The sequence below is a fragment of the Klebsiella terrigena genome (assembly GCF_006539725.1).
Lineage (GTDB): Bacteria > Pseudomonadota > Gammaproteobacteria > Enterobacterales > Enterobacteriaceae > Klebsiella > Klebsiella terrigena.
In genome coordinates this window covers 254,114-275,154 of the sequence record NZ_BJNO01000004.1, presented here as the reverse complement: position 1 = coordinate 275,154, position 21,041 = coordinate 254,114, and the positions used below count along the sequence as shown (strand labels likewise).

General features: G+C 54.8%; 18 protein-coding genes. 9 read left to right on the top strand and 9 right to left on the bottom strand.

Features of this window, described 5'->3' with window-relative positions; translation table 11 throughout:
• Positions 1-43: 43 nt before the first annotated feature.
• The 7 genes from cyoE to RTE01_RS07875 all read right to left on the bottom strand — a co-directional run bounded on the left by cyoE (position 44) and on the right by RTE01_RS07875 (position 7,451).
• Positions 44-931: a heme o synthase gene (cyoE, locus tag RTE01_RS07905; protein WP_041144310.1), complete on the bottom strand. Its 888-nt coding sequence runs from the start codon at positions 929-931 to the stop codon at positions 44-46.
• Between the two features lie 11 nt (positions 932-942).
• Positions 943-1,272, bottom strand: coding sequence for a cytochrome o ubiquinol oxidase subunit IV (locus tag RTE01_RS07900; protein WP_041144311.1), 330 nt, complete (start codon positions 1,270-1,272; stop codon positions 943-945).
• Positions 1,272-1,883, bottom strand: coding sequence for a cytochrome o ubiquinol oxidase subunit III (locus RTE01_RS07895; protein ID WP_041144312.1), 612 nt, complete (start codon positions 1,881-1,883; stop codon positions 1,272-1,274). Before RTE01_RS07895 ends, RTE01_RS07900 begins: the two co-directional genes overlap by 1 nt.
• Complete coding sequence (gene cyoB / locus RTE01_RS07890) at positions 1,873-3,864, bottom strand: cytochrome o ubiquinol oxidase subunit I (protein ID WP_041144313.1); 1,992 nt, start codon at positions 3,862-3,864, stop codon at positions 1,873-1,875. Before cyoB ends, RTE01_RS07895 begins: the two co-directional genes overlap by 11 nt.
• Before the next feature lie 19 nt (positions 3,865-3,883).
• Entirely contained in the window at positions 3,884-4,831 is a 948-nt protein-coding gene (cyoA, locus tag RTE01_RS07885; protein WP_041144314.1) for a cytochrome o ubiquinol oxidase subunit II, read from the bottom strand.
• Positions 4,832-5,351: 520 nt separating this feature from the next.
• The gene (ampG, locus tag RTE01_RS07880) at positions 5,352-6,827 is read right to left on the bottom strand and encodes a muropeptide MFS transporter AmpG (protein WP_134525327.1); all 1,476 of its coding nucleotides are present in this window, start codon (positions 6,825-6,827) and stop codon (positions 5,352-5,354) included.
• 45 nt (positions 6,828-6,872) lie between these two features.
• Positions 6,873-7,451: a lipoprotein gene (locus RTE01_RS07875; protein ID WP_041144316.1), complete on the bottom strand. Its 579-nt coding sequence runs from the start codon at positions 7,449-7,451 to the stop codon at positions 6,873-6,875.
• A gap of 303 nt (positions 7,452-7,754) precedes the next feature.
• Here RTE01_RS07875 and bolA point away from each other — a divergent pair, with 303 nt between their 5' ends.
• From bolA to RTE01_RS07820, 9 genes are all read left to right on the top strand, one after another.
• Positions 7,755-8,072, top strand: coding sequence for a transcriptional regulator BolA (gene bolA, locus RTE01_RS07870; protein WP_041144317.1), 318 nt, complete (start codon positions 7,755-7,757; stop codon positions 8,070-8,072).
• Positions 8,073-8,416: 344 nt separating this feature from the next.
• The gene (gene tig / locus RTE01_RS07855; RefSeq protein WP_041144318.1) at positions 8,417-9,715 is read left to right on the top strand and encodes a trigger factor; all 1,299 of its coding nucleotides are present in this window, start codon (positions 8,417-8,419) and stop codon (positions 9,713-9,715) included.
• Positions 9,716-10,074: 359 nt separating this feature from the next.
• Entirely contained in the window at positions 10,075-10,698 is a 624-nt protein-coding gene (gene clpP, locus RTE01_RS07850) for an ATP-dependent Clp endopeptidase proteolytic subunit ClpP (protein ID WP_003021624.1), read from the top strand.
• 132 nt (positions 10,699-10,830) lie between these two features.
• On the top strand, positions 10,831-12,105 hold the full coding sequence (gene clpX, locus RTE01_RS07845; RefSeq protein ID WP_041144319.1) for an ATP-dependent protease ATP-binding subunit ClpX: 1,275 nt from the start codon (positions 10,831-10,833) through the stop codon (positions 12,103-12,105).
• Between the two features lie 184 nt (positions 12,106-12,289).
• A complete protein-coding gene (gene lon, locus RTE01_RS07840; RefSeq protein WP_041144320.1) occupies positions 12,290-14,644 on the top strand; it encodes an endopeptidase La in 2,355 nt (784 codons plus the stop codon).
• A gap of 207 nt (positions 14,645-14,851) precedes the next feature.
• The gene (gene hupB / locus RTE01_RS07835; protein ID WP_002444653.1) at positions 14,852-15,124 is read left to right on the top strand and encodes a nucleoid-associated protein HU-beta; all 273 of its coding nucleotides are present in this window, start codon (positions 14,852-14,854) and stop codon (positions 15,122-15,124) included.
• A gap of 213 nt (positions 15,125-15,337) precedes the next feature.
• A complete protein-coding gene (gene ppiD, locus RTE01_RS07830) occupies positions 15,338-17,212 on the top strand; it encodes a peptidylprolyl isomerase (protein WP_134525328.1) in 1,875 nt (624 codons plus the stop codon).
• 148 nt (positions 17,213-17,360) lie between these two features.
• Positions 17,361-17,723 (top strand): helix-hairpin-helix domain-containing protein, encoded by a 363-nt coding sequence (locus RTE01_RS07825; protein ID WP_134525329.1) that lies wholly within the window; start codon positions 17,361-17,363, stop codon positions 17,721-17,723.
• 110 nt (positions 17,724-17,833) lie between these two features.
• A complete protein-coding gene (locus RTE01_RS07820) occupies positions 17,834-18,232 on the top strand; it encodes a YbgC/FadM family acyl-CoA thioesterase (protein ID WP_041144323.1) in 399 nt (132 codons plus the stop codon).
• Positions 18,233-18,333: 101 nt separating this feature from the next.
• Here RTE01_RS07820 and queC read toward each other — a convergent pair whose 3' ends face one another.
• Complete coding sequence (gene queC / locus RTE01_RS07815) at positions 18,334-19,029, bottom strand: 7-cyano-7-deazaguanine synthase QueC (RefSeq protein WP_041144324.1); 696 nt, start codon at positions 19,027-19,029, stop codon at positions 18,334-18,336.
• Between the two features lie 66 nt (positions 19,030-19,095).
• Entirely contained in the window at positions 19,096-20,796 is a 1,701-nt protein-coding gene (locus RTE01_RS07810; RefSeq protein ID WP_134525330.1) for an SgrR family transcriptional regulator, read from the bottom strand.
• Positions 20,797-21,041: the final 245 nt, after the last annotated feature.

Sequence of the window (21,041 nt, the reverse complement as noted above, 5' to 3'; positions counted from 1 at the left end):
AATAAAAAACCCCGCCGAAGCGGGGTTTGTCACAGAGCCAATCTTATCCGACGTAGGCCAGCAGATTGTGCGAGTTTGGCACCATAAAGTCGACGGACATCATCACCGACAGCGCGGTAATGGCGACGATGGAAAAGACGAACAGCTTGCGCGCCCAGACTTTATCATCGGCCACTTTGTAACCGCGCAGCGCCATACCCAGCCACCAGACGCTCACCGCGGCCGCCACGACCAGGTATTTATACCCGGCGTAGCCACCCAGAGAGAGCATCAGCGTCGCGACGGCGAAAGCAATGATGTAGACGGTGATATGGTTCTTGGCAACCGAGATACCTTTCACTACCGGCAGAACCGGAATATTTGCCGCCTGATAATCCTTGAAGCGGAAAATCGCGATGGCATAGGAGTGAGGCATCTGCCACAGGCTAAAGATAGCCAGCAGAATGGCGGCACCGCTATCGAAATTACCGGTAACCGCACAGTAGCCAATCACCGGCGGCGCAGCGCCGGAGAGAGAACCAATCAGCGTGCCGTAAACGGAGTGGCGCTTCATGTACAGGCTGTAGACGCCGACATAAACCACGAACCCCATCACCCCCAGCCAGCAGGCCAGGGGATTAGCGCCAAACCACAGGAGCATGAAGCCAGCAATACCCAGCAAGGTGGCGTATACCAGCGAAGCTTCTGGCGAGATCAGCCCTTTGACCAGCACCCGGTTTTTCGTCCGTTCCATCTTGCGATCGATATCACGGTCGATGTAGTTGTTGAATACACAACCCGAGGCGACCACCAGGGACACGCCAAGGAGCGTCCAGGCGAACAGCGGATAGTCGATGTGGCCCTTAGAGGCCAGCAGGAAACCGCCGATCACCGAGATCAGGTTGCCGAAAATGATGCCAGGTTTCGTTACTTGCAGGTATTGCTTAAACATACTCGCCGCTCTTAGTGCATCATCATGTTGTAGTTCAGGTTCCACATAATCCAGATGGAGCCGATAACAACGATAGCAATGATGATTACGGTGAAGATAAACGCGGTCAGGTTCCAACCTTCGTCAGATTTGCTGTTCATGTGCAGGAAGTACACCAGGTGTACCACGATCTGCACAACAGCAGTGACCAGGATAGTTCCCAGAATAGCCGCATGCGATGCGGAGCCACTCATCACCATAGCAAACGGAATGACCGTCAGAATGATCGACAGGATAAACCCTGTCATGTAGCTCTTAACGCTGCCGTGAGAAGCGCCGTTATGATCGGTAGAATGACTCATTACATTGCCCCCATCAGATAAACAACAGAGAACACGCAGATCCACACCACGTCCAGGAAGTGCCAGAACAGGCTCAGGCACATGATACGGGTACGGTTAGTTGGTGTCAGGCCGCGACGCGAAACCTGGAACATCAGCACCGCCATCCAGATCAGACCGGAGGTGACGTGCAGACCGTGCGTGCCGACCAGCGCGAAGAACGCTGACAGGAAGCCGCTGCGATCCGGGCCCATACCTTCAACAATCAGGTGATGGAATTCATAGAGTTCCATCGCGATGAACCCTGCCCCGAAGAGGAAGGTCAGCGCCAGCCAGGAAACGACCTGGCTCTTGTTGTTTTTGTACATGGCGATAGCCGCCATGCCGTAGGTGATGGAGCTGAACAGCAGCAGAGCAGTTTCAACCAGAACGAACGGCAGTTCGAAAATATCTTTACCGGTCGGGCCGCCCGCCGTGCCGTTCACCAGAACGGCATAGGTAGCGAACAGGGTGGCGAAGATAATGCAGTCGCTCATCAGGTAGATCCAGAAGCCGAATACCTTCATCGGCCCTGTATCGTGATGCCCGTGGTCGTGTCCGTGGGCGTTATGCGCAAGAGTATCAGTTGCCATTTTTCAGCCCCGCTTTGTTAATTTCATCGAAATGCTGACCTTCCAGTTTTTCGACTTCTGCAACAGGCACGTAGTAATCCACGTCTTCGTCAAAGCTCTTAATAATCCAGGTGACAACGATGCCGACAAAGCCAACAATCGCCATCCACCAGATATGCCAGATCATCGCGAAACCAAACACCGTAGCGAAGGCAGCAATAACGATGCCGGCGCCGCTGTTTTTCGGCATATGAATCTCTTCATAGCCTGCAGGTTTCTTGTACGCTTCGCCTTTTTCTTTCATTTCCCAGAACGCATCGCGCTCGTGGACGTTCGGAACGATAGCAAAGTTATAGAACGGCGGAGGTGAAGAGGTTGCCCACTCCAGAGTACGGCCGCCCCACGGGTCACCGGTCAGGTCGCGGTTTTGCTCACGATCGCGGATGGAGACGTAGAACTGAATCAGCTGGCAGAGGATACCGCAAGCGATCAGCGCCGCGCCGCATGCTGCAACAACCAGCATCGGGTGGAACTGCGGATCGATTTGCTGGCTCAGACGACGGGTCATCCCCATGAAGCCCAGCACGTACAGCGGCATAAACGCTACGAAGAAGCCGATGATCCAGAACCAGAACGCGCGTACGCCCCAGGTTTCGTTCAGCGTGAAGCCGAAGGCTTTTGGCCACCAGTAGGTCAGACCTGCGAAGCAGCCGAAGACCACACCACCGATAATAACGTTATGGAAGTGGGCAATCAGGAACAGGCTGTTGTGCAGAACGAAGTCCGCGCCCGGAACCGCCAGCAGTACACCGGTCATGCCGCCTACGGAGAAGGTGACGATGAAGCCGATAGTCCACAGCATGGCAGAGTTCAGGACGATACGTCCCTGGTACATAGTGAACAGCCAGTTGAAGATCTTCACCCCGGTCGGGATGGCGATAATCATGGTTGTAATACCGAAGAAGGCGTTGACGTTCGCACCGGCACCCATGGTGAAGAAGTGGTGCAGCCAAACGATGAACGACAGAACGGTAATACAAATGGTTGCCCATACCAGCGAGGTATAGCCGAACAGACGCTTACGCGAGAAGGTTGCCGCGATTTCGGAGAACACGCCGAATACTGGCAGAACCAGAATGTACACTTCCGGGTGACCCCAGGCCCAAATCAGGTTGATGTACATCATCATGTTGCCACCCATATCGTTGGTAAAGAAATGGGTGCCCAGGTAGCGGTCCAGGGTCAGCAGCGCGACGGTGACGGTCAGAATTGGGAAGGAAGCAATAATCAGGATGTTGGCGCACAGAGAAGCCCAGGCGAACACGGGCATCTTGAACATCGTCATGCCAGGGGCACGCATCTTGATAATGGTCACAAAGAAGTTAATACCGGTTAAGGTTGTCCCGATACCGGACAGCTGGAGAGCCCAGATCCAGTAATCGACCCCAACGCCCGGGCTGTACTCGATTCCCGATAGCGGCGGGTAGGCCAGCCAACCGGTCTGCGCGAACTCACCGACGCCCAGAGAGAGGTTAACCAGAATAACGCCAACAACGGTGAACCAGAAGCTCAGGTTGTTAAGGAACGGGAACGCCACGTCGCGCGCGCCGAGCTGCAGCGGAACAACGAGGTTCATCAGACCGATAACAAACGGCATCGCTACGAAGAAGATCATGATAACGCCGTGGGCGGTAAAGATCTGATCGTAGTGGTGAGGAGGCAGGAAGCCCGCATCCCCGGCCGAGGCCAGCACCTGCTGGCTACGCATCATGACGGCGTCAGCAAAGCCACGCAGCAGCATAACGATTGCTACGATGACGTACATGATACCGAGTCGTTTGTGGTCAACCGAAGTCAGCCACTCTTTCCACAGGTAGGACCACTTACCGAAGTAAGTGATTGCCGCCAGAAGCGCCAGTCCCCCGATGATGATTGCAGCTACCGTAATCACGATAATAGGTTCGTGATAGGGCACTGCATCCAGTGTTAGTTTTCCGAACATCGTTTTCTTCCTCGGTCCCTTAGTGAGCGGTTTCCGCGTGGCTCATGTCCATGCCTTCCATTCCTTCGTGCGCTGCGTGCTCGCCTTCAGGTTGGGACATGTCCATGCTCTTGCCGTGAGACATGAATTTGCCGATAACGTCTTTAAACAAATCTGGCTTCACGTTAGAGAAGTATTCCACTTTGTTGTATTCGCTAGGCGCAGCCACTTTTTCGAAGGCAGCCATGGAGTCCATGGTGTTCGAAGACTGTTTTACTTTCGCTACCCACTGATCGAAAGATGCACGATCCGGTGTGGCGAGAGCTTTGAACTTCATTCCTGAGAAGCCCGGGCCGCTATAGCTTGCGGAGATACCGTCATAAGTACCAGTTTCGTTCGCGATGAGGTGCAGCTGAGTCTGCATCCCGGCCATTGCGTAAATCTGGCTGCCTAAACGTGGGATAAAGAACGAGTTCATCACGGAGTTAGAGGTCACTTTGAAGTGTACCGGTACGTTCGCCGGGAAGGCGATTTCGTTGACGGTAGCAATACCCTGTTCCGGATAAATAAAGAACCACTTCCAGTCCATCGAAACAACTTCGATGACGATCGGATTCTCTTCGTGAGCTAGCGGTTTGCTTGGCTCTAATGCGTGAGTGGTTTTCCAGGTCAGAACGGCCAGGAACAGGATGATCAGGATAGGAACCGTCCAGACCACAGCTTCAACTTTGTTGGAGTGTGACCAGTTCGGGCTATACTTCGCATCTTTATTGCTCGCGCGATACTTCCAGGCAAATCCTACTGCCATTAAGACGGCGGGAATAACGACAATCATCATCAGGCCAAAGGCCGTCAGTATCAAAGAACGTTGCTCCAGTCCAATCTGTCCTTTTGGGTCAAGGAGCGCAGAATCACAACCACTGAGTAATACAGTACCTGCGATTAATGACATCCATCCCAAACTTTTATTGTATTTCCTAAGTCTCATTGAACGACCTCAATTCCACGGAATCTGGTGGCGCTTAAAGTGTGCGGGCATTTTACGGGAAGGTTGCATTACTGTAAACATGATTGGAGCTGTGTCAGTTCCGTGTTAGTGGGTTCTGCTTGCTTTGTCACATATGTAACCGAGTGTGACGCTGTCGCTTGCAAAGCCTGATTTGCGCTGGATCTATAACGAAAGGGATAAGAATGAAGTTGCTTATGGGGTAATGAGTATAACTATCGATAAAATAGCACAACTAATTAACATTTAATTATCAAATAAAAGACATCGACGGCGAGAGGAAATAAATGGCCTTTGCTGAATCGTTTAAATTATTTAATGAATTGAATAAAAGTTGTCAATAATTTCCCAAAATGTAAAACGCACAAAACAACAAATGAAAAAAGGAAAATATAAAATCGTTAATAAGCCGTTATAATTACGTTTAGTGATTAAAACGGCTTATTCCCGCCGCCGACAGACGCGGGCCCAGGCGCGCTGGGCCCCGCAGAACGCGGCAGCCCTAAGCCAGCTCCGTTTTGCGCAGCGCCAGGTAGTCCAGCAGGCTGCCGAGCAAAATGCCGCTAATGGCGGTCAGCGCCGCAATCTCCAGCAGGCCGGTTAAGAAGGAGAACGCGGTGTAATCGAGGGCGTTCAGCACCAGCAGCAGCAGCCAGACCGCCAGCATGGCGCAGCCGATAGCCAACACCATCAGGGCCAGGGAATAGGCCTGCCGATAGTGCGTGCGCGGCATAAACGTCTCCGTGCGCTGGGTATGTTCCAGGGTACGCCGACAGATAAGCAGCAGCACGATGCCGGGAACGGCCGCCACGACCGAGAAGAGATAAAACGTCGGCCAGCCGTGGGCTTCAACAAACCAGCCGGCAATCGGCCCGACGTACACGCGCCCGACGGCAGAGAGCGCCGACAGCAGCGCAAACTGGGTAGCGGAGAACGATTTATTGCACAGCGTCATTAATAGCGCGACAAACGCCGCGGTCCCCATCCCGCCGCACAGGTTTTCAAAAAATACCGCCGTGGCCATCGAGTAGATATGCTTATCGGTAATTGACAGCAGCCAGTAGCCGGCGTTGGAGACCCCCTGCAGCAGGCCGAAAATCAGCAGGGCGCGAAACAGGGTCAGGCGCTGCATCAATACGCCGCCGTACAGGGCGCCGACGATCGTGGCAAACAGCCCCAGCGTTTTATTCACCATTCCCACCTCACCGGCGTCAAAACCGACGCCGCGGATCAGAAAAGTGGTCGTCAGGCTCATCGCGAAAGCGTCGCCGAGCTTATAAAGGACGATTAACAGCAGGATCAGCCAGGCGTTGTTGCGGCCGAAGAAATCGCGAAGCGGTTCCGCGACGGCCTGCTCAAGGCTTTTCGGTACCGGGATCGCGTCGCTGGGCTCCGGCGCCAGCAGGGTGGCGATAATGCACGGAACCAGCAGCGCGGCCATCAGCCAGTACATGCCCTGCCAGCCGAGCCAGCGGTCGGCCAGCCACAGCGCCAGTCCGCCGGAAACCAGCATGCCCAGGCGGTAGCCCAGCACGCTAACCGCGGCGCCGGCTCCGCGCTCCTCGGCGGCCAGAATGTCGGTTTTCCACGCGTCGAAGACGATATCCTGCGATGCAGAACAGAAGGCAATAACCACCGCCAGCGCCGCCATCCAGCGCAGCTGCGTCGTGGGTTCAAGGAAGCCCATGGCCGCGATGGCAATAAGCAGCAAAAACTGCGTCAGCAGCAGCCAGCCGCGGCGCCTGCCGAGAAACGGCGGCGTGTAGCGGTCCATCACCGGTGACCACAGGAACTTGAAGACGTAGGCCTGGCCGACAAGCGAAAAGAAACCGATGGTTTTCAGATCGATATTCTCGACGGTCATCCACGCCTGCAGCGTGCCGGAGGTGAGGGCGAGAGGCAAACCGGAAGCAAAGCCGAGGATCAGCAAAATAGCTGATTTAGGCTGCTGAAAAATACGTAAGTAGTGACTGGACATGGGCCTGTAGCACGAACCCGACCGCTGGCCGGGTTCGTGGTTTTATTAACGCGCGTTTTGCTTGATGAAGTCGTGGATGCTGGTGTCCTGCGCCATGTCGGCGATAGTGTCGGTCAGAACGCTGTTCACCGCATTGGCAATATTCTTATTGCTAGCCTGGAATGCGCCTTCCACGGAATAGCTGGCGCGGTAGTTTTTGGTCATCTTCGTGCCGTTCGCCGCGGTGGCGATGATGGCGATATCCGCCTTGGTGGCGATGTTGTAACGCACGTTGCCCTGGGAAACGTCGGCGTACAGTTTATTCACGATGATTTGCAGATCGACGGCGCCGTTCGGCCCAATCATATAGCCGCGAGCGGTCATCTGTTTCTCCAGCACTTCCTGCAGCAGGAAGCGGAGATCGCGGGAGGCGGTCAGGGTGACCTGCTGATTATCGCGGGTCACTTTGGCCAGGGCCTGGTCCGGACGCTGATCGGCGCCGTTAATGCTGACGGTAACGCCCATCAGGCTCGGGTCCTGCTGAGGCAGGGACATTTTCGGCGAGACATCAATAGTGGTCGGCGGTGTGGCACATCCTGCCAGCATAAACATTGCGACCAGCGGGAAAAGAATTTTCTTAAACATGTTCAGGGGTCTCAAGGCATGGTGTTGTTATGAGGAAAATTGCCGTCATCATAACATCGCCAACGGCGAGGGGAAGTGGCAACGTATGTAAATTCATCGCGCTGTGCGTTTTCTGGCCGTCTTCCCATTTTTATGGCGATCCGCACGGACATTACGCCAGGCAGAGTCAGTAAACTTGATACTTTTGAATGAAAATATCAGAGAAATGCTAATTTTTTGTTGTTTTCCGGTAATGGAAACGGTAAAAGCGGCTAACATTTAAAAGGAATGGCGGCATCTCAGCGTTGTCGGAGGAGAAAATTCATGATGATACGTGAACAGATCGAAGCAAAACTTAGGGCAGCGTTCGACCCCGTGTATCTCGAAGTCGTGGATGAAAGTTATCGCCACAATGTTCCCGCGGGCTCCGAAAGTCATTTTAAAGTGGTGTTGGTGAGCGATCGTTTCACCGGCGAGCGTTTTCTCAGCCGTCACCGTATGATTTACGGTACGTTGACCGAGGAGCTGTCTGGCCCCGTGCACGCGCTGGCGCTGCATACCTATACGATAAAAGAGTGGGAAGGACTCCAGGACACCGTCTTTGCCTCCCCTGCCTGTCGCGGGGCTGGAAGCATCGCGTAGAAATCCTATTTGCAACCGCCGGAGCTTTTCCAGTATGTTGCGTGAAGATTTATCAGAAAACGGCCTACGGGCCGTTTTATTTTGCCTGGAAAATGTGCGCTATGGACACTTTTACAGGTAAATTTGCACGAGAAATGTGAAAAATGCCGCAGCAGTGGGCGACAACCGTTCTCGACTCACAAAAGTGATGCCGCTATAATGCCGCGTCTTATATGAATGTCTTCGGGATGATTCTGACGACAGGGAATGTGTTTCTGAAGTGAAGAGGGCATCCCGGTTCTGCGAAGCAACCTACACGCGCTTCCAGAGTTGACCGAGCACTGTGATTTTTTTGAGGTAACAAGATGCAAGTTTCAGTTGAAACCACTCAGGGCCTTGGGCGCCGTGTAACGATTACTATCGCTGCTGACAGCATCGAGAATGCTGTCAAAAGCGAGCTGGTCAACGTAGCGAAAAAAGTTCGCATTGACGGCTTCCGCAAGGGTAAAGTGCCGATGAATGTTGTCGCTCAGCGTTATGGCGCATCCGTTCGCCAGGACGTGCTGGGTGACCTGATGAGCCGTCACTTCGTTGACGCCATCATCAAAGAGAAAATCAATCCGGCTGGCGCGCCGAACTATGTTCCGGGCGAATACAAGCTGGGTGAAGACTTCACCTACGCGGTAGAATTCGAAGTTTATCCGGAAGTTGAGCTGCAGGGTCTGGACGCGATCGAAGTTGAAAAACCGGTTGTTGAAGTGACCGAAGCTGACGTCGACACCATGCTGGACACCCTGCGTAAGCAGCAGGCGAACTGGAAAGACAAAGACGGCGCTGTTGATGCAGAAGACCGCGTAACCATCGACTTCAGCGGTTCTGTTGACGGCGAAGAGTTCGAAGGCGGCAAAGCGTCTGACTTCGTACTGGCGATGGGCCAGGGTCGTATGATCCCGGGCTTTGAAGACGGTATCAAAGGCCACAAAGCTGGCGAAGAGTTCACTATCGAAGTGACCTTCCCGGAAGAGTACCACGCAGAAACTCTGAAAGGTAAAGCGGCTAAGTTCGTTATTAACCTGAAGAAAGTTGAAGAGCGTGAGCTGCCGGAACTGACTGCAGAATTCATCAAACGTTTCGGCGTTGAAGATGGTTCCGTAGAAGGTCTGCGCGCTGAAGTGCGTAAAAACATGGATCGCGAGCTGAAAGGCGCCGTGCGTAACCGCGTGAAGACTCAGGCTATCGAAGGTCTGGTGAAGGCTAACGAAATCGACGTGCCTGCGGCACTGATCGACAGCGAAATCGACGTTCTGCGTCGTCAGGCTGCTCAGCGCTTTGGTGGTAACGAAAACCAGGCTCTGGAACTGCCGCGTGAGCTGTTCGAAGAGCAGGCTAAACGCCGCGTTGTTGTTGGCCTGCTGCTGGGCGAAGTGATTCGTACCAACGAGCTGAAAGCTGACGAAGACCGCGTGAAAGGCCTGATCGAAGAGATGGCTTCTGCTTACGAAGATCCGACTGAAGTTGTTGAGTTCTACAGCAAAAACAACGAACTGATGGACAACATGCGTAACGTAGCTCTGGAAGAGCAGGCTGTTGAAGCGGTACTGGCGAAAGCTAAAGTTTCCGAGAAAGCGACCTCCTTCAGCGAGCTGATGAACCAGCAGGCGTAATTTCGCCCGGCGGTTTAAGGTTCGAGCAAAACCCGTTGCCGAGAGGCTGCGGGTTTTTTTTTAGAACAATGATGGCGTTAGGACGAGTGCGAAAAGCCGATTTCAGTGATAGCGTTACGACAAAAGATTGTTATGCTTGAATTATGGCGACAACGCCCCCATTACCGGGGAACGTAACTGCACGCGTGAAATCATGCATAATGACGAAGCGTGTCTGGCCGCCATCATTGAGGACGCAGGAATTCAGCTTAAGCAGCGGTAATTCGAATGATGACGGGCAGAAGACTCTGGCTGATAATCCGTCCATAAGGTTACAATCAGTGCAGCAGGTTTATTCAAAATTAATCCAGGAGACGGAAATGTCATACAGTGGCGAACGAGATAACTTTGCACCCCATATGGCCCTGGTGCCGATGGTCATCGAACAGACCTCGCGCGGTGAACGTTCTTTTGATATCTATTCCCGTCTGCTCAAGGAGCGCGTCATTTTTCTGACCGGCCAGGTGGAAGACCACATGGCGAACCTGATCGTGGCGCAGATGCTTTTTCTGGAAGCAGAAAACCCGGAAAAAGACATTTACCTGTACATTAACTCTCCGGGCGGGGTGATTACCGCCGGGATGTCGATTTATGACACCATGCAGTTCATCAAGCCTGACGTGAGCACCATTTGTATGGGCCAGGCGGCGTCCATGGGCGCGTTCCTGCTGACCGCAGGGGCGAAAGGCAAGCGTTTCTGCCTGCCGAATTCCCGCGTGATGATCCACCAGCCGCTGGGCGGCTATCAGGGTCAGGCAACGGATATCGAAATTCACGCCCGTGAAATCCTGAAAGTGAAGGGGCGCATGAATGAACTGATGGCACACCATACGGGTCAATCCCTTGAGCAGATTGAGCGCGACACCGAGCGTGACCGCTTCCTGTCTGCATCAGAAGCGGTGGAATACGGCCTGGTCGATTCCATTTTGACCCATCGTAATTGATGCCCCTGGCGCAAGGGTGCCGCTATACTTGTCTGAAGTAGGGCGGCACAACGCTTACCAGCGGCTTGCGCCTGAGAATGGCATTTGCGTCGTCGTGTGCGGCACAAAGAACTTAATAAGAGGTTTGGACTCATGACAGATAAACGCAAAGATGGATCGGGCAAATTGTTGTATTGCTCTTTTTGCGGCAAAAGCCAGCATGAAGTGCGTAAGCTGATCGCCGGGCCATCCGTGTATATCTGCGACGAATGCGTTGATTTATGTAACGACATCATTCGCGAAGAGATTAAAGAAGTGGCGCCGCATCGCGAGCGCAGTGCACTGCCGACTCCGCACGAGATTCGCCACCATCTTGACGATTACGTTATCGGCCAGGAACCGGCGAAAAAAGTGCTGGCAGTTGCGGTATACAACCACTACAAGCGCCTGCGCAATGGCGATACCAGCAACGGCGTAGAGCTGGGTAAAAGCAACATTCTGCTGATTGGGCCGACGGGCTCCGGTAAGACTCTGCTGGCGGAAACGCTGGCTCGCCTGCTGGATGTACCGTTCACCATGGCTGACGCCACCACCCTGACCGAAGCCGGTTATGTGGGTGAGGACGTCGAGAACATCATTCAGAAACTGCTGCAGAAATGCGACTACGACGTGCAGAAAGCGCAGCGCGGCATCGTTTATATCGATGAAATCGACAAAATTTCCCGTAAATCGGATAACCCGTCGATTACCCGCGATGTTTCTGGTGAAGGCGTGCAGCAGGCGCTGCTGAAGCTTATCGAAGGCACCATCGCCGCCGTTCCGCCTCAGGGCGGGCGCAAGCATCCGCAGCAGGAGTTCTTGCAGGTTGATACCTCCAAGATTCTGTTTATCTGCGGCGGTGCGTTTGCCGGCCTGGATAAAGTGATTTCTCATCGCGTAGAGACCGGTTCCGGAATTGGTTTCGGCGCGACGGTAAAAGCGAAATCCGACAAGGCCAGCGAAGGCGAGCTGCTCTCTCAGGTTGAGCCGGAAGATCTGATCAAGTTTGGTCTGATCCCCGAGTTTATCGGCCGTCTGCCGGTGGTGGCGACCCTCAACGAGCTGAGCGAAGACGCGCTGATTCAAATCCTGAAAGAGCCGAAAAACGCCCTGACCAAGCAGTATCAGGCGCTGTTCAATCTGGAAGGTGCTGAGCTGGAGTTCCGTGATGAAGCGCTGGACGCTATCGCCAAAAAAGCGATGGCGCGTAAAACCGGCGCCCGCGGCCTGCGTTCTATCGTAGAAGCGGCGCTGCTCGATACCATGTACGATCTTCCTTCGATGGAAGACGTCGAAAAAGTGGTTATCGACGCCTCGGTTATCGACGGACAAAGCAAGCCGCTGCTGATTTACGGGAAACCGGAAGCGCAGCAGGCGTCTGGTGAATAATTAGCCAACTCGCTCAAGCAGTTAACCAAAAAGGGGGGATTTTATCTCCCCTTTTGTTTTTCCTGCATTCCTGCCGTTGAATGTGTGGATTACATCCCCATATACTGGATTACATATTAACGGCGACGCGATCAAGAGTCGTGCCGCCGGCTACCTGGCGGACTTTAAACTAAGAGAGAGCTCTATGAATCCTGAGCGTTCTGAACGCATTGAAATCCCCGTATTGCCATTGCGCGATGTGGTGGTTTATCCGCACATGGTCATACCCCTGTTTGTAGGGCGGGAAAAATCTATCCGTTGTCTTGAAGCGGCTATGGACCATGATAAAAAAATCATGCTGGTTGCGCAGAAAGAAGCTTCAACGGATGAGCCGGGTGTAAATGATCTTTTCACCGTCGGGACCGTGGCGTCAATTTTACAGATGCTGAAGCTGCCTGATGGCACGGTAAAAGTGCTGGTTGAAGGCCTGCAGCGGGCGCGTATTTCCGCGTTATCCGACGACGGCGAGCATTTTTCAGCGAAAGCGGAGTACCTCGAATCGCCTGCTATTGAAGAGCGCGAGCAGGAAGTACTGGTTCGCACGGCTATCGGTCAGTTTGAAGGCTACATCAAGCTGAACAAAAAAATCCCACCAGAAGTGCTGACGTCGCTGAATAGCATCGACGATCCGGCGCGTCTGGCGGACACCATCGCGGCGCACATGCCGCTGAAGCTGGCGGACAAACAGTCCGTGCTGGAGATGTCAGACGTTAACGAACGTCTGGAGTATCTGATGGCGATGATGGAGTCAGAAATCGATCTGCTGCAGGTTGAGAAGCGCATTCGCAACCGCGTTAAAAAGCAGATGGAAAAGTCCCAGCGTGAGTACTATCTGAATGAGCAGATGAAGGCCATCCAGAAAGAGCTCGGCGAGATGGACGACGCCCCGGACGAAAACGAAGCGTTGAAGCGTAAAATCGACGCGGCGAAAATGCCGAAAGAGGCGAAAGAAAAAACCGAAGCGGAACTGCAAAAGCTGAAGATGATGTCGCCGATGTCGGCGGAAGCCACCGTCGTGCGCGGCTACATCGACTGGATGGTGCAGGTGCCGTGGAGCGCCCGCAGCAAGGTCAAAAAAGATCTGCGCCAGGCTCAGGAGATCCTCGATACCGACCACTACGGTCTGGAACGCGTGAAGGATCGCATCCTTGAGTACCTCGCAGTGCAGAGCCGCGTGAACAAGCTCAAAGGGCCGATCCTGTGCCTGGTTGGGCCGCCGGGGGTGGGTAAAACCTCTCTGGGTCAATCCATCGCCAAAGCTACCGGACGTAAATACGTGCGTATGGCGCTGGGCGGCGTGCGTGATGAAGCGGAAATCCGCGGTCACCGCCGGACCTACATCGGCTCAATGCCGGGTAAACTGATCCAGAAAATGGCGAAAGTGGGGGTTAAAAACCCGCTGTTCCTGCTCGATGAGATCGACAAAATGTCCTCCGACATGCGCGGCGATCCGGCGTCAGCTCTGCTGGAAGTGCTGGATCCTGAACAGAACGTGGCCTTTAACGACCACTATCTGGAAGTGGACTACGATCTGAGCGACGTGATGTTCGTGGCGACCTCTAACTCCATGAATATCCCGGCGCCGCTGCTGGACCGTATGGAAGTGATTCGTCTCTCCGGCTATACCGAAGATGAAAAGCTGAACATCGCTAAACAGCATCTGCTGTCGAAGCAAATTGAGCGTAACGCGCTGAAAAAAGGCGAGTTGACCGTTGAAGACAGCGCGATCGTCGGCATCATTCGCTATTACACCCGTGAAGCGGGCGTGCGTGGCCTGGAGCGTGAAATCTCCAAACTGTGCCGTAAAGCGGTTAAACAGCTGCTGCTGGATAAATCGCTCAAGCACATCACCATCAACGGCGATAACCTGCACGACTTCCTCGGCGTTCAGCGCTTTGACTACGGTCGTGCGGATAGCGAAAACCGCGTAGGTCAGGTGACTGGCCTGGCGTGGACGGAAGTGGGCGGCGATCTGCTGACCATCGAAACCGCCTGCGTTCCGGGTAAAGGCAAGCTCACCTACACCGGTTCGCTCGGTGAAGTGATGCAGGAGTCCATTCAGGCTGCGCTGACCGTGGTGCGTTCTCGCGCGGATAAGCTGGGTATTAACTCAGATTTCTACGAAAAACGTGATATCCACGTCCACGTACCGGAAGGGGCAACGCCGAAAGATGGCCCAAGCGCCGGTATTGCGATGTGTACCGCGCTGGTATCCTGTCTGACGGGCAATCCGGTACGCGCCGATGTCGCTATGACCGGGGAAATTACCCTGCGTGGCCAGGTGCTGCCAATCGGTGGTCTGAAGGAAAAACTGCTGGCGGCGCACCGCGGCGGCATTAAGACTGTTCTGATTCCTGACGAAAACAAACGTGACCTTGAAGAAATTCCAGATAACGTTATCGCCGATTTAGATATCCATCCGGTGAAACGAATCGAAGAAGTTCTGGCACTTGCGCTGCAGAATGAACCCTTCGGCATGCAGGTCGTCACGGCGAAATAGTGATTTCGCGCAAATTGCGCTAAGAAAAGTAGGGCTGGTAAGTAAATTCGTGCTTGCCAGCCTTTTTTTGTGTAGCTAACTTAGATCGCTGGCAGGGGGTCATCTACAACTCTGTTGTAAGGGCATGACAGTCCTGATATAACTGCTGCGCGGTCGCACCACGAAGGATTCTGGTGCGATATAAATTATAAAGAGAGGAAGAGAACAGTGAATAAATCTCAACTGATTGACAAAATTGCTGCGGGTGCGGACATTTCTAAAGCTGCAGCCGGACGTGCGTTAGATGCTTTAATTGCTTCTGTTACTGAATCTCTGCAGGCTGGGGATGACGTTGCGCTGGTAGGTTTTGGTACTTTTGCTGTTAAAGAGCGTGCTGCCCGTACCGGTCGCAACCCGCAAACAGGTAAAGAAATTACTATTGCCGCTGCTAAAGTTCCGGGTTTCCGTGCTGGTAAAGCGCTGAAAGACGCGGTCAACTGATCGGCTTCCCGTCAGGGAATTTGACGAAGTACAAGGGCGCATCGAGAGATGTGCCTTTTTTATTTGTCCAGAAAGCGACTTTATGTGTGTTTGCGGACACTTGTGGGCTGACAATCACCCCATTTTGTTGTCAAAATAGGTCCTCACGCGCGGCGGCCATCACGTGCTATGCTGCGCGAGCTAAAGTCATCTACAGCGGAGCGTTGTTACACCATGATGGACAACCTACGCACGGCCGCCAACAGCGTCGTGCTCAAGATTATTTTCGGTATCATCATTGTCTCGTTCATTTTGACCGGGGTGAGTGGTTACCTGATTGGCGGCAGCAGCAATTATGCCGCGAAAGTTAATGACCAGGAAATTGGTCGCTCACAGTTTGAAAATGCCGTTGCCAGCGAACGTAATCGCATGCAGCAGCAGCTCGGCGACCAGTTCTCTGAACTGGCAGCCAACGAAAACTACATGAAAACCATGCGCCAGCAGGTGCTGAACCGCCTGATCGACGAATCGCTGCTTGACCAGTACGCGCGTGAACTCGGCCTTAGCGTCAGCGACGCTCAGGTGAAACAGGCCATCTTCCAGACCCAGGCCTTCCAGACTAACGGTAAATTTGATAACGAACGTTTTGGCGGCATCGTTAATCAGATGGGCATGACCACCGACCAGTACGCTCAGGCGTTGCGCAACCAGCTGACGACTCAGCAGCTGATTAACGCCGTTGCCGGCACCGACTTCATGCTGCCGGGCGAATCCGACCAGCTGGCGGCGCTGGTTTCTCAGCAGCGCGTGGTACGTGAAGCAACGATTGACGTCAACGCGCTGGCGGCGAAGCAGACGGTAACCGACGCGGAAGTTGAGGCTTACTATCAGCAGAACCAGGCGCGCTTCATGGCGCCGGAGCAGTTCCGCGTGAGCTACATCAAAATGGATGCAGCGAGCATGCAGGAGAACGCGTCTGACGCGGAAATTCAGTCCTGGTATGACCAGCATCAGGATCAGTTCACTCAGCCGCAGCGTAACCGCTACAGCGTGATTCAGACCAGGACCGAAGCTGACGCGCAGGCCGTGCTCGACGAACTGAAAAAAGGCGCCGATTTCGCGACGCTGGCGAAAGAAAAATCTACTGACATTATCTCTGCCCGCAACGGCGGCGACATGGGCTGGCTGGAAGATGCGGCAACGGTTCCCGAGCTGAAAGAGGCCGGGCTGAAAGAAAAAGGTCAGCTCTCCGGCGTGATCAAATCTTCCGTCGGTTTCCTGGTCGTACGCCTGGTTGACGTTCAGCCTGCGCAGGTGAAACCGCTGGCTGACGTTCGTGCGGATATCGCCGCGAAGGTGAAGCAGGAAAAAGCCCTCGATGCGTACTACGCGCTGCAGCAGAAGGTGAGCGATGCCGCCAGCAACGATAACGAATCTCTGGCCAGCGCAGCACAGGTCGCAGACGTTAAGGTTGTTGAAACCGGCTGGTTCGGACACGACAACCTGCCGGAGGAGCTGAACTTTAAGCCGGTCTCCGACGCTATCTTTAACGGTGGTCTGGTGGGCGAAAACGGCGCACCGGGCAGCAACTCCGATATCATCACCGTTGATGGCGATCGCGCCTTTGTTGTCCGCATTAGTGAGCATAAAGCGCAGGCCGTTAAACCGCTGGCGGAAGTCAAAGCGCAGGTGACGGATATCATCAAGCACACCAAAGCCGAGCAGCAGGCGAAGCTTGATGCGGACAAACTGCTGGCTGCCCTGAAAGACGGCAAAGGCGATGACGCGATGAAGGCCGCAGGCTTAAGCTTTGGCGCGGCGCAGACGCTGGCACGTACCGGACAGGATCCGCTGAGCCAGGCCGCATTCGCTCTGCCGCTGCCGCAGCAGGGTAAAGCAAGCTACGGCGTGGGCAGCGATACCAACGGTAACGTGGTCCTGCTGGCTCTGGATGCTGTTAAAGCAGGTGACATGCCGGCTGAGCAGAAACAGGCCATGGTGCAGGGTATTACGCAAAACAATGCTCAGATTGCTTTCGAAGCGCTGATGAGCAGCCTGCGTAAATCAGCGAAAATTAAGCTCGGCGATATCATCGACCAGCAGCAGTAATTTCGCGCATACTCGCAAAATCAAGTAACGTCATGCAATCCCTAAAGGCCGCTTTCGCGGCCTTTTCCATTTCTGGCATTCGCCTTTTGTCCTCCTTTTCTCTGCCCGCTATCGTGGCTCTGCTGTCAACAAAAAAGGAGAACACAGCATGAAACCAAGAGTGAAAGCGATCGTAGTTGCCGCGGCATTACTTTGCGCTGCGGGAAGCCCGATGGCGCTGGGGGCACCTGCCGAGGGCAAGTCGTCGGTGTCGACAGGTAAGGAGAGCATGCGGGCTAAAACGCCCGACTCAGCCAAAGTGGGGGAGTCGGGGACGGCGAAGGTCAGCATCAATAGCGCCAGCGCGCAGGACCTGATGGAGGCGCTGAATGGCGTAGGCCTGAAGAAAGCGCAGGGGATTGTGAGCTATCGCGAAGAGTTTGGGCCGTTTAAGACCATCGACGATCTCAAGCAGGTTCCCGGAATGGGTCATGCGCTGGTAGAGCGCAACCTGGCGCACCTCACCCTGTAATTTTGCGCCGGGGGTTTGCAGCAGCGTAAATCTTTGCCAGACTAAAGAGGTCACACAAGTGGTGTGACCTCTTACCTCATTAACGATAATAAGACAAAGGCACTTGCGCTATGCAGACACAAATTAAAGTTCGCGGCTATCATCTGGACGTTTATCAGCACGTTAATAATGCCCGCTATCTCGAGTTCCTCGAGGAGGCGCGCTGGGATGGCCTGGAAAACAGCGCGGCGTTCCACTGGATGACCGCCCGCAATATCGCGTTCGTGGTGGTGAACATCAATATTAACTATCGCCGTCCGGCGGTCCTTGGCGACGTGTTAACCGTCACCAGCCACCTGCAGCAGCTGAACGGCAAAAGCGGCACCTTAAGCCAGACGGTAACCCTGAATCCCGAAGGGGAAGTGGTCGCCGATGCGATGATTACCTTTGTCTGTATCGATTTGAAAACTCAGAAGGCGCTGCCGCTGGACGGTGAGCTGCGCGAGAAGCTCGAGCAGATGGAGCTGTAGCGGAAAGGGCAAGCGCCCATGTCTCCCGCTGTGCTCCAGCGATACTATGGTGCGCTAACCCCGCTTAGCGAAGCGCGGGCGCGGGAAGCGCCCGGCGATGCTTAGCGTAAGCCCGTTTTTTGCTTCATCAGGGCCATGATGCCGACCTTATCGGCCTGGTACTGATTCAGGCCATTGGCGCGCAGGTTACAGGAGGCGCACTGCCCGCAGCCGTCACCCTTAATGCCGTTATAGCAGGTCAGGGTTTCGCTACGAATCAGCTCCAACTGGCCCCAGTAGTCGGCCAGCGCCCAGGTCTCAGCCTTGTTGAGCCACATCAGCGGCGTTTCAAAGCGGATATCTTTTGCCATGCCCAGATTAACGGCATGGTTAAGGGCCTTCACGAACTCGTCCCGGCAGTCGGGATAGCCGGAGAAGTCGGTTTCGCAAACGCCGGTGATGATCGCCTCTGCTTTAACCTGATAAGCGTAGATCGCCGTCAGGGTTAAAAAGAGGATATTACGCCCGGGAACGAAGGTATTCGGAATACCGCTGGCGTCCGGTTCGTAGTCCGGAACCGGAATGCTATCGCGGGTCAGGCTGCTCACCGCAAGTTCGTTAAGCAGGGTGACGTCGAGCACCTTATGGGCCACGGCGCCCAGCTTTAGCGCCAGCTCGCGAGCGACGTCGATCTCTGCGCGGTGGCGCTGTCCATAGTCAAAAGTGACGCAGTGCACTTCATCATACTGTTTCAGAGCCTGCACCAGACAGGTCGTTGAATCTTGTCCTCCGCTGAAGACAACTACGGCGCGTTTCATGGTCATTCCTGGCTATTAAAATGAAAGCAGTATGGTAGCGCTTGATGGGCGCGGCGACCAGCTTCATCACGGCGATGAGGCCGGCAGCCAGGCGCTGGCGAAATCAAACCAGCCGCGCGCGTTAAGGCGCAGGCCGTTAACCCCCGGCGGGGCGCTAATGCGATAATTATAATTGAACAGCGGCGTCATGATGGCGTCGTCCATCAACCTGTTGAATACGTTACGCAAAGCATCGTTGCGGCTGCGCTCATCCGGCTGCGTTTGGACCGCATCAAGCGTGGCCTGCAGATGAGCATACTGCGCCCCGGTCAGCAAATTTGGCCACATGGCGTCGCAGCGTAACCACTGCTCAAGGGTATATTCCGGCGCCTCGCCGATCAGGCGATCGCCCATAATCAAATCCGCCTGCGCCAGTGCCTGGCAGCCGTCCCAGTTTTTGGCATCGTGAAAAATAAGCGTCAGGCGACAGCCGAGCTCGCTTAGCCGCTGCCGTAGCTGTTCGGCCATGGTATGCAGCTCAACCGGCAGATGGTAGAGCAGGGTAAGCCGCTCGGGCAGCGGCACCTGCCGATCTTCAGGCTCCTGCGGAATTGACCATCCGGGCAGCACTTCGTTGCTGGGAGTAATCAGATCTTCGTCGAGCGGCAGCGTTTCCAGCAGCGAAGAGCGGTGAATAAGCGCGACCAGCCGCTGGGCCTGAGCTTTGCTTAGACGAGGGCTCTGGCGCAGCGTCAGGTAGCAAAAGCCCAGGCTAATGCTATTGCTGACCTGACGAAGATGGGCCAGCTCGTCGGCATCGCCAATCGTTATCTGCACCGGATGACGGCAGCTGGTACCTAAATCCTGCTCGAAAAGCTGCGGGGTTATCCAGTATTCGACGGCCTGGATGAGCGGATGGTTCAGATGATAGCGGGGATGATTCTCCAGCCGCACCAGCTCGGGGCTCAACAGCTTGAGGCGAAACGGGCCGCTGCCGATCGTCGGATCGTCCGGATGCGCGAGGACGCTGCAATAGCTGGCGAGGCGAAACGGCAGCCAGTAGTCCGGACGATGCAGCGTAATGGTCAGACGCTGGGCGTGGGTAACATCAATCCGGCTGATGCTGGCGAAGAGCGTACGCAGCGCCGGGATCGTGAGCAGCATCAGCAGACGCTGGCGTAGCTGAGGCGTCTCTATCGGGTCGCCGTTGTGCCAGAACAGCGTCGAGCGGATGTAAAAATGCCAGCGCAAGCCGTCCGCCGAGACCTGCCAGTGGTGGGCCAGATCCCCCATCGGACAGGTGCTTTGCGCATCAAAACGCAGCAGGCCGGAAAATATCTGCCCGGCGAGGTGCTGCTCCGCCCGGCCGGGTAAAAAGCCGGGCCGCAGCGGTTCGAGCGGGCGATAGTAGGGGATACGCAGGGTCGGCGTATTGTTCTGCCACTGACCGCCGAGGAACGGCGACAGCAGCGCTTTAAGATCGACCGGCGCCAGCTGTGCCAGCTCGAGCGCATTTTTCTGCTGCCCGCTATTGAGCGCCAGCTCCATCATCTCATTACGCAGCATCTCAGGCGAAGTGTGAAAAAGAAGAGTGCCGCGCTTGCCGCGACCGGAACTGGCCTGCCAGCTCAGCCAGCCGGCCTCCTGCGCCTGGCGTAACAGCGTGCGGATATGACGTTCGCTGCAAAAACAGCGCTCAGCCAGCTCACCCACGGTAACCTGCTGCGGAGCGCCGGAAGAAGGCAGCCAGAGGCGCTGGTACTGGTTCAGCCTGTTCAATAATCTCATATACACTTCATCCTTCAACCTGCCTCTGCGTTGGCCGCGCTTGCTCACCCCAGTCACTTACTGACGTAAGCTCCCGGGGATTCGCGCACTTGCCGCCTTGATGCAGGTCGAATGATTTTGTGTATATTCACCCCGCCGACAAGGCTGTCTTTGTGTTGCTTGTGTTGCTTGTGTTGGCTGCGTATACACATCTCACTTTATAAGGCTGTCTCTGAGATGGCTGCGATTACCCGGTCCATCCTTCT

What these genes read in the sequence shown, in the direction of transcription:
- bolA (WP_041144317.1), top strand. Translation starts at nt 7,755, where the DNA reads ATGATGATACGTGAACAGATCGAAGCAAAACTTAGGGCAGCGTTCGAC.
- ampG (WP_134525327.1), bottom strand. Translation starts at nt 6,827, where the DNA reads ATGTCCAGTCACTACTTACGTATTTTTCAGCAGCCTAAATCAGCTATT.
- RTE01_RS07810 (WP_134525330.1), bottom strand. Translation starts at nt 20,796, where the DNA reads ATGAGATTATTGAACAGGCTGAACCAGTACCAGCGCCTCTGGCTGCCT.
- RTE01_RS07825 (WP_134525329.1), top strand. Translation starts at nt 17,361, where the DNA reads ATGAAACCAAGAGTGAAAGCGATCGTAGTTGCCGCGGCATTACTTTGC.
- clpX (WP_041144319.1), top strand. Translation starts at nt 10,831, where the DNA reads ATGACAGATAAACGCAAAGATGGATCGGGCAAATTGTTGTATTGCTCT.
- lon (WP_041144320.1), top strand. Translation starts at nt 12,290, where the DNA reads ATGAATCCTGAGCGTTCTGAACGCATTGAAATCCCCGTATTGCCATTG.
- clpP (WP_003021624.1), top strand. Translation starts at nt 10,075, where the DNA reads ATGTCATACAGTGGCGAACGAGATAACTTTGCACCCCATATGGCCCTG.
- tig (WP_041144318.1), top strand. Translation starts at nt 8,417, where the DNA reads ATGCAAGTTTCAGTTGAAACCACTCAGGGCCTTGGGCGCCGTGTAACG.
- ppiD (WP_134525328.1), top strand. Translation starts at nt 15,338, where the DNA reads ATGATGGACAACCTACGCACGGCCGCCAACAGCGTCGTGCTCAAGATT.
- RTE01_RS07900 (WP_041144311.1), bottom strand. Translation starts at nt 1,272, where the DNA reads ATGAGTCATTCTACCGATCATAACGGCGCTTCTCACGGCAGCGTTAAG.
- cyoA (WP_041144314.1), bottom strand. Translation starts at nt 4,831, where the DNA reads ATGAGACTTAGGAAATACAATAAAAGTTTGGGATGGATGTCATTAATC.
- queC (WP_041144324.1), bottom strand. Translation starts at nt 19,029, where the DNA reads ATGAAACGCGCCGTAGTTGTCTTCAGCGGAGGACAAGATTCAACGACC.
- RTE01_RS07820 (WP_041144323.1), top strand. Translation starts at nt 17,834, where the DNA reads ATGCAGACACAAATTAAAGTTCGCGGCTATCATCTGGACGTTTATCAG.
- RTE01_RS07895 (WP_041144312.1), bottom strand. Translation starts at nt 1,883, where the DNA reads ATGGCAACTGATACTCTTGCGCATAACGCCCACGGACACGACCACGGG.
- cyoE (WP_041144310.1), bottom strand. Translation starts at nt 931, where the DNA reads ATGTTTAAGCAATACCTGCAAGTAACGAAACCTGGCATCATTTTCGGC.
- cyoB (WP_041144313.1), bottom strand. Translation starts at nt 3,864, where the DNA reads ATGTTCGGAAAACTAACACTGGATGCAGTGCCCTATCACGAACCTATT.
- RTE01_RS07875 (WP_041144316.1), bottom strand. Translation starts at nt 7,451, where the DNA reads ATGTTTAAGAAAATTCTTTTCCCGCTGGTCGCAATGTTTATGCTGGCA.